Here is a 7,794-nt window from a genome sequence, read left to right as displayed (position 1 = left end):
TAGTCATGATAATAGGGCCTTCTGATTAGAAGGCCCTATTATCAATGATTTTTATCCTCGTGACGACACTATCTAGCGAAAACCCCTCGTTTTACACAGATTTTGTGTTCAATTAAGGATATTCTTAGCGCGGCAGCGAGATTTTGCGCTCTTTAGCAGGACGATAAAGCACCAGCGTTTTACCGATGACCTGTACGTTACAGGCGCCGGTTTCGCGTACAATAGCTTCCACGATCAATGTCTTAGTTTCGCGGTCTTCAGAAGCGATTTTGACCTTGATAAGTTCATGGTGCTCTAACGCTTGTTCGATCTCGGCCAGTACCCCTTCGGTCAAACCATTGTTGCCAAGCATCACTACAGGCTTGAGCGGATGTGCCAGACCTTTCAGGTGCTGTTTTTGTTTAGTACTCAGATTCATCGTATATTTTGCTTACGTTGGGATTGAAAACGGGTCATTCTACCGCCATCTCCCATATATCACCAAATCGCCGCGTGTAATTTTACGTTGCTGTATACGATGAACCCAGACGGAATGTGAAATGACAGGTAAGAAGCGTTCTGCCAGCTCGAGTCGCTGGCTTCAGGAACACTTTAGCGATAAATATGTTCAACAGGCGCAGAAAAAAGGCTTGCGTTCCCGTGCCTGGTTTAAACTTGATGAAATACAGCAAAGTGACAAACTTTTTAAGCCGGGAATGACGGTTGTCGATCTCGGTGCCGCTCCTGGTGGCTGGTCGCAATATGCGGTCACGCAGATCGGGGGGACAGGCCGTATCATCGCGTGTGATCTTTTACCTATGGATCCAATCGTTGGTGTGGACTTCCTTCAGGGTGACTTTCGTGATGAATTAGTCCTGAAAGCATTACTGGATCGAGTCGGGGACAGTAAAGTACAAGTTGTCATGTCAGATATGGCACCAAACATGAGCGGAACCCCAGCGGTTGATATCCCTCGCTCAATGTACCTGGTGGAACTGGCGCTGCAGATGTGCCGGGATGTGCTGGCGCCTGGTGGTGGTTTTGTTGTGAAAGTCTTTCAGGGCGAAGGTTTCGATGAGTACCTTAGGGAAATTCGCTCTCTGTTTACGAAAGTTAAAGTTCGTAAGCCGGACTCTTCCCGTGCACGTTCACGAGAAGTGTACATTGTAGCGACCGGGCGAAAACTATAGTAACCTGACGCTGTTTTTAACACAGTTGTAATATGAGGTTAATCCCTTGAGTGACATGGCGAAAAACCTAATACTCTGGCTGGTCATTGCCGTTGTGCTGATGTCAGTATTCCAGAGCTTTGGGCCCAGCGAGTCTAATGGCCGTAAGGTGGATTACTCTACCTTCCTGCAGGAGGTCAATCAGGACCAGGTTCGCGAAGCGCGTATCAACGGACGTGAGATCAACGTTACCAAGAAAGATAGTAACCGTTACACGACTTACATCCCGGTTAACGATCCGAAACTGCTTGATAACCTGCTGACGAAAAACGTCAAAGTGGTTGGCGAGCCGCCGGAAGAACCTAGCCTGCTGGCTTCAATCTTTATTTCCTGGTTCCCGATGCTGTTGCTGATAGGGGTCTGGATATTCTTTATGCGCCAAATGCAGGGCGGAGGTGGCAAAGGTGCCATGTCGTTCGGCAAGAGCAAGGCGCGCATGCTCACCGAAGATCAGATTAAAACCACTTTCGCGGATGTTGCCGGTTGCGACGAAGCAAAAGAAGAAGTGGGTGAACTGGTCGAATACCTGCGTGAGCCGAGCCGCTTCCAGAAACTGGGCGGTAAAATCCCGAAAGGCGTCCTGATGGTCGGCCCTCCGGGTACCGGTAAAACGCTGCTTGCGAAAGCTATCGCGGGTGAAGCGAAGGTCCCATTCTTTACGATTTCTGGTTCTGACTTTGTGGAAATGTTCGTCGGTGTTGGTGCATCCCGTGTGCGTGACATGTTCGAACAAGCCAAAAAAGCGGCACCGTGCATCATCTTCATCGATGAAATCGACGCCGTCGGTCGCCAGCGTGGTGCCGGTCTGGGTGGTGGTCATGATGAACGTGAGCAGACCCTGAACCAGATGCTGGTTGAAATGGACGGCTTTGAGGGTAACGAAGGTATTATCGTTATCGCGGCAACTAACCGTCCTGACGTGCTTGACCCTGCGCTGCTGCGTCCGGGCCGTTTCGACCGTCAGGTCGTCGTAGGCCTGCCGGATGTTCGCGGTCGTGAGCAGATCCTGAAAGTGCATATGCGTCGCGTACCGCTGTCTCCGGACATCGATGCGGCAATTATCGCGCGTGGTACACCGGGCTTCTCTGGTGCGGATCTTGCCAACCTGGTGAACGAAGCAGCGCTGTTTGCTGCCCGTGGCAACAAACGCGTTGTGTCGATGGTTGAGTTCGAAAAAGCGAAAGACAAAATCATGATGGGTGCGGAACGTCGCTCCATGGTGATGACGGAAGCGCAGAAAGAGTCCACTGCTTACCATGAAGCTGGTCATGCGATTATTGGTCGTCTGGTACCGTCACATGACCCGGTACACAAAGTGACAATTATCCCGCGTGGTCGTGCGCTGGGCGTGACGTTCTTCCTGCCGGAAGGTGATGCGATCAGCGCGAGCCGTCAGAAACTGGAAAGTCAGATTTCCACACTGTACGGTGGTCGTCTGGCCGAAGAGATTATCTACGGTGTGGATCAGGTTTCTACCGGGGCGTCTAACGACATCAAAGTCGCGACCAATCTGGCACGTAACATGGTGACCCAATGGGGCTACTCCGACAAACTCGGTCCGCTGCTGTACGCGGAAGAAGAGGGCGAAGTATTCCTGGGACGCAGCGTTGCGAAAGCGAAGCACATGTCTGATGAGACTGCGCGCATTATCGACCAGGAAGTGAAAGCGCTGATTGAACGTAACTACGATCGCGCTCGTAAAATCCTTGGCGAAAACATGGATATTCTTCACGCGATGAAAGATGCGCTGATGAAGTATGAAACCATTGATGCACCGCAAATCGATGATCTGATGGCCCGCCGTGATGTGCGTCCGCCAGCAGGCTGGGAAGATCCTGGCACCAACAATTCTGGCAGCAATGGTACTCCAACTGCGCCGCGCCCGGTCGATGAGCCGCGCACGCCGAACCCGGGTAACACGATGTCTGAACAGTTGGGCGATAAGTAAGTTTTCTATTGTCGATGATGTGTTCGTTTGCTGAAACCCTGGGGCTTGCTCCGGGGTTTTTCTTTTTTCGCATAACCAAAAATTCAAAAGGTTTTACGTCATGAAATTGCATGCCCAGGGTTCTTTCCTCGATCTCTCTCATCCGCATGTGATGGGGATCCTCAACATGACGCCGGATTCCTTTTCCGATGGCGGGACGCATAACACGCTGATCGAGGCGGTCAGGCATGCCAATCTGATGATCAATGCAGGCGCGACGATTATTGATGTCGGCGGAGAATCAACCCGACCTGGGGCTGCAGATGTGACTGTGGAAGAAGAGCTGGAGCGTGTTATTCCGGTTGTTGAGGCGATAGCGCAGCGCTTTGAAGTCTGGATTTCTGTCGACACGTCTAAACCCGAAGTGATCCGTGAATCGGCCCGGGTGGGGGCGCACATCATCAATGATATCCGTTCGTTGACTGAGCCCGGCGCTCTGGAAGCGGCAGCGGAAACTGGCCTCCCTGTTTGTCTGATGCATATGCAGGGCCAGCCTAAGACCATGCAGGAAGCGCCGAAATATGATGATGTCTTTGCGGATGTACATCGCTTCTTTATTGACCACATTGTACGTTGCGAGCGGGCGGGTATCTCAAAAGAGAAATTGTTGCTCGACCCTGGATTTGGTTTCGGTAAGAATCTCACACACAACTACGCGCTCCTCGCCCGCCTGGCGGAGTTTCATCATTTTAACCTGCCTTTGCTGGTGGGTATGTCGCGTAAATCGATGGTAGGCCAACTCCTGAACGTTGGCCCGAATGAAAGATTGAGTGGCAGCCTGGCGTGCGCGGTGATTGCTGCAATGCAAGGGGCGCACATTATTCGTGTCCACGATGTAAAAGAAACGGTTGAAGCCATGCGGGTGGTGGAAGCCACACTGTCAGCGAAGGAAAACAAACGCTATGAGTAATCGTAAATATTTCGGCACCGATGGCATCCGTGGTCGCGTTGGTGATTCGCCAATCACCCCTGATTTTGTGCTCAAGCTAGGCTGGGCGGCGGGTAAAGTGCTGGCTCGTCATGGTTCGCGTAAAATCATTATTGGCAAAGATACCCGTATTTCCGGCTATATGCTGGAGTCCGCACTGGAAGCGGGTCTCGCTGCCGCAGGTTTATCTGCTTCTTTTACCGGGCCAATGCCAACCCCCGCAGTGGCGTATCTGACCCGTACGTTTCGTGCGGAAGCCGGTATCGTCATCTCTGCGTCGCACAACCCCTTCTATGACAACGGCATTAAGTTCTTTTCTATCGACGGTACCAAGCTGCCGGATGCGGTAGAAGAGGCCATTGAAGCCGAGATGGAAAAAGACATTACCTGTGTCGATTCCGCCGAACTGGGTAAAGCCAGCCGTATCGTAGATGCCGCAGGCCGTTATATCGAATTTTGCAAAGCGACATTCCCGAACGAGCTCAGCCTGAACACGCTTAAAATCGTTGTGGACTGCGCGAACGGTGCCACTTACCACATTGCGCCAAGCGTCTTCCGTGAGCTGGGTGCGAAAGTGATCACCATGGGTTGCGAGCCTGATGGCGTCAACATTAATGAGAACTGTGGTGCAACGGATGTTCGCGCATTGCAGCAGCGTGTTCTGAGCGAAAAAGCCGATTTGGGTATCGCGTTCGATGGCGACGGTGACCGTGTGATCATGGTTGACCACGAAGGTAACAAAGTTGATGGCGACCAGATTCTCTACATTATTGCTCGTGAAGCGCTGCGTCAGGGGCAATTACGCGGCGGTGCGGTAGGTACGCTGATGAGTAACATGGGGCTGGAGCTGGCGTTAAAACAGCTCGGCATCCCGTTTGCCCGCGCGAAAGTGGGTGACCGCTATGTCCTGGAAAAATTGCAGGAGAAGGGCTGGCGTCTCGGCGCAGAAAACTCAGGCCACGTCATTCTGCTGGACAAAACGACGACTGGTGACGGTATCGTGGCGGGTTTACAGGTCGTGGCGGCAATGGTGCGTAATCATATGAGCCTGCATGATTTGTGCAGCGGAATGAAGATGTTCCCGCAGATTCTGGTAAACGTGCGTTATACCGCCAGCGACATTGATCCGCTTGAGAATGAGCAGGTTAAATCCGTTACCGCCGAGGTTGAAGCTGCGCTGGGCAATCGTGGCCGCGTGCTGTTGCGTAAATCCGGTACTGAGCCGCTGATTCGCGTCATGGTTGAAGGTGAGGTTGAAGAGCAAGTGGTTGATTTTGCCAACCGTATCGCCGATGCGGTTAAAGCGGTTTAACGGTCTTTAAGTGTCTAAAAAGGCGGCATTTGATGTCTTTTTACTGCGCAGTATCGACGTTTTTGCTGTTTTTTTCCGCACTTGATAAAATGCGATTAAAATGGCCTTGCGAAGGTGATTCGCTTTGGTTAGTATTCACACCCGCTTCAGTGGGAAACTTTAACAACCCACTTTTATTGGTTTGAAGCATTGGCATGCGGCAACCCCGCAAGGAACAGGTTGATTATGTACGAAGCTCTTTTAGTTGTTTTCCTTATTGTGGCAATTGGCCTTGTTGGTTTAATCATGCTGCAGCAAGGTAAAGGCGCTGATATGGGAGCCTCATTTGGCGCAGGCGCTTCTGCAACGTTGTTCGGTTCAGGTGGTTCTGGTAACTTCATGACCCGTATGACCGCTGTGTTGGCGACACTGTTCTTCATCATCAGTCTGGTGCTGGGCAACATCAATACCAATAAAACCAATAAAGGAAGCGAATGGGAAAGACTGAGTGCTCCGGCTCAAACTGAGCAGACTCAGCCAGCAGCACCGGCACAGCCGAGCAGTGATATCCCGAAATAAGAAGTCGTCGTACCGAGGTGGTGGAATTGGTAGACACGCTACCTTGAGGTGGTAGTGCCCTAACGGGCTTGTGGGTTCGAGTCCCATCCTCGGTACCAATATTCCGAAAAAAAGACGCTGAAAAGCGTCTTTTTTTCGTCTGTATGTTGTAGTTAGGCCTTTGCGCCGCCACCCGACATTTCGCACTGCGTGCCCGGCGATCTGGTCTGGTAGCAGAACAACCGAATAACACGATGCAATGCGCCCCAAACTCTGCGCATAAAAAAGCCGCTTTCGCGGCTTTTGTCATGTTATATCAGCACTTACTTTGCTTTATTTTCCAAATTCTCAACCTGCGGCAGACCTGTCGCAGAAGAGGCGGAAAGCAGGCCGGACTGTGCATAACCGAACAGTTTTTCACGGGTATCGGTGATGTCCAGGTTACGCATGGTCAACTGACCAATACGATCGTCCGGGGAGAATACGGAATCGCCTTTCTCCATGGTCAGACGTTCTGGCTTGTAAGTCAGGTTGTCAGATACGGTATTCAGGATGGAGTAGTCGTTACCGCGACGCAGTTCCAGCGTCACTTCACCAGTAATCTGGCTTGCCACCCAGCGTTGCAGACCGTCACGCAACATCAGTGCCTGAGAATCGAACCAACGACCCTGATACAGCAGGCGGCCTAACTGGCGACCATGTGCGTGATATTGTTCGATGGTGTCTTCGTTGTGAATACCGGTCAGCAGACGCTCATACGCAATGTGCAGCAGCGCCATCCCCGGGGCTTCATAGATGCCCCGGCTTTTTGCTTCAATGATACGGTTTTCAATCTGGTCGCTCATGCCCAGACCGTGACGACCGCCGATGCGGTTTGCTTCCAGCATCATCTCAACGTCGTCGCTGAAGGTTTTACCGTTCAGCGCAACCGGATGACCCTGCTCAAAACGCACGGTCACTTCTTCTGCCGGGATTTTTACACTTTCATCCCAGAACTTAACGCCCATGATCGGGTTGACGATCTTAAGGCTGGAATTCAGGAATTCGAGATCCTTGGCTTCATGCGTTGCGCCGAGCATGTTCGAGTCGGTTGAGTATGCTTTTTCCACGGACATCTTGTAGTCGAAGCCGCAGGCAATCATGAATTCAGACATTTCATGACGGCCGCCGAGTTCATCGATAAAGTCAGTATCGAGCCACGGTTTGTAGATTTGCAGTTCGGCGTTGGTCAACAGGCCATAACGATAGAAACGCTCGATATCGTTACCTTTATAGGTACTGCCGTCGCCCCAGATGTTCACGCCGTCTTCTTTCATTGCTGCAACGAGCATCGTACCGGTCACAGCACGACCCAGCGGGGTGGTGTTGAAGTAGGTCAGACCGCCCGTTGTGTTATGAAAAGCGCCGCATTGAATTGCAGCAATGCCTTCGGCTACCAGCTGCTTACGGCAGTCGATCAGGCGGGCATTCTCCGCGCCATATTCCTTTGCACGACGAGGAATTGCGTCATAGTCGTCCTCGTCCGGTTGACCCAGATTCGCAGTGTATGCGTAAGGAACGGCACCTTTTTTGCGCATCCACAGCAGTGCCGCGCTGGTATCAAGGCCTCCGGAGAAGGCGATACCAATACGTTGACCAACCGGAAGATGCTTGAGAATCGTCGTCATAAAATAAATCCCTGCTGAATAGACCTATGGTGAGAGACTTAACAGCCACGCCATGATGTTTAACACCATTCACGGATGTTACGATAGTGAATGGTTATGCAAAATAAATGAGTTTTCATTTAAACATTTTTTGGCGATGACAGGAAGAGAAGAGT

General features: G+C 51.6%; 7 protein-coding genes and 1 tRNA gene. 6 read left to right on the top strand and 2 right to left on the bottom strand.

Annotated elements, in window-relative coordinates; all coding sequences use genetic code 11:
* Positions 1 to 124: 124 nt before the first annotated feature.
* A complete protein-coding gene (gene yhbY / locus ACSZPU_RS06645) occupies positions 125 to 418 on the bottom strand; it encodes a ribosome assembly RNA-binding protein YhbY (RefSeq protein WP_498996770.1) in 294 nt (97 codons plus the stop codon).
* A gap of 121 nt (positions 419 to 539) precedes the next feature.
* On the opposite strand from yhbY, the gene rlmE reads away from it, so the two are divergent.
* The 6 genes from rlmE (at position 540) to ACSZPU_RS06615 (ending at position 6,091) form a co-directional block, all read left to right on the top strand.
* Positions 540 to 1,169: a 23S rRNA (uridine(2552)-2'-O)-methyltransferase RlmE gene (gene rlmE, locus ACSZPU_RS06640; RefSeq protein ID WP_039077471.1), complete on the top strand. Its 630-nt coding sequence runs from the start codon at positions 540 to 542 to the stop codon at positions 1,167 to 1,169.
* Positions 1,170 to 1,224: 55 nt separating this feature from the next.
* Positions 1,225 to 3,156 (top strand): ATP-dependent zinc metalloprotease FtsH, encoded by a 1,932-nt coding sequence (gene ftsH, locus ACSZPU_RS06635; RefSeq protein WP_498996767.1) that lies wholly within the window; start codon positions 1,225 to 1,227, stop codon positions 3,154 to 3,156.
* 100 nt (positions 3,157 to 3,256) lie between these two features.
* Positions 3,257 to 4,105, top strand: coding sequence for a dihydropteroate synthase (folP, locus tag ACSZPU_RS06630; protein WP_498996765.1), 849 nt, complete (start codon positions 3,257 to 3,259; stop codon positions 4,103 to 4,105).
* Complete coding sequence (gene glmM / locus ACSZPU_RS06625) at positions 4,098 to 5,435, top strand: phosphoglucosamine mutase (RefSeq protein WP_498996763.1); 1,338 nt, start codon at positions 4,098 to 4,100, stop codon at positions 5,433 to 5,435. Before folP ends, glmM begins: the two co-directional genes overlap by 8 nt.
* Before the next feature lie 225 nt (positions 5,436 to 5,660).
* The gene (gene secG, locus ACSZPU_RS06620) at positions 5,661 to 5,993 is read left to right on the top strand and encodes a preprotein translocase subunit SecG (RefSeq protein WP_498996761.1); all 333 of its coding nucleotides are present in this window, start codon (positions 5,661 to 5,663) and stop codon (positions 5,991 to 5,993) included.
* An 11-nt stretch (positions 5,994 to 6,004) separates the two neighbouring features.
* A tRNA-Leu gene (locus tag ACSZPU_RS06615) sits at positions 6,005 to 6,091 on the top strand.
* Between the two features lie 204 nt (positions 6,092 to 6,295).
* Here the strand turns inward: ACSZPU_RS06615 and argG are convergent.
* A complete protein-coding gene (gene argG, locus ACSZPU_RS06610) occupies positions 6,296 to 7,639 on the bottom strand; it encodes an argininosuccinate synthase (RefSeq protein ID WP_498996759.1) in 1,344 nt (447 codons plus the stop codon).
* Between the last annotated feature and the right edge of the window lie 155 nt (positions 7,640 to 7,794).

The organism is Phytobacter sp. V69, from assembly GCF_965644215.1.
Taxonomy (GTDB): domain Bacteria; phylum Pseudomonadota; class Gammaproteobacteria; order Enterobacterales; family Enterobacteriaceae; genus Phytobacter.
Note: the sequence above shows the minus strand (reverse complement) of the source record. Positions and strands in the feature narration are given on the sequence as shown.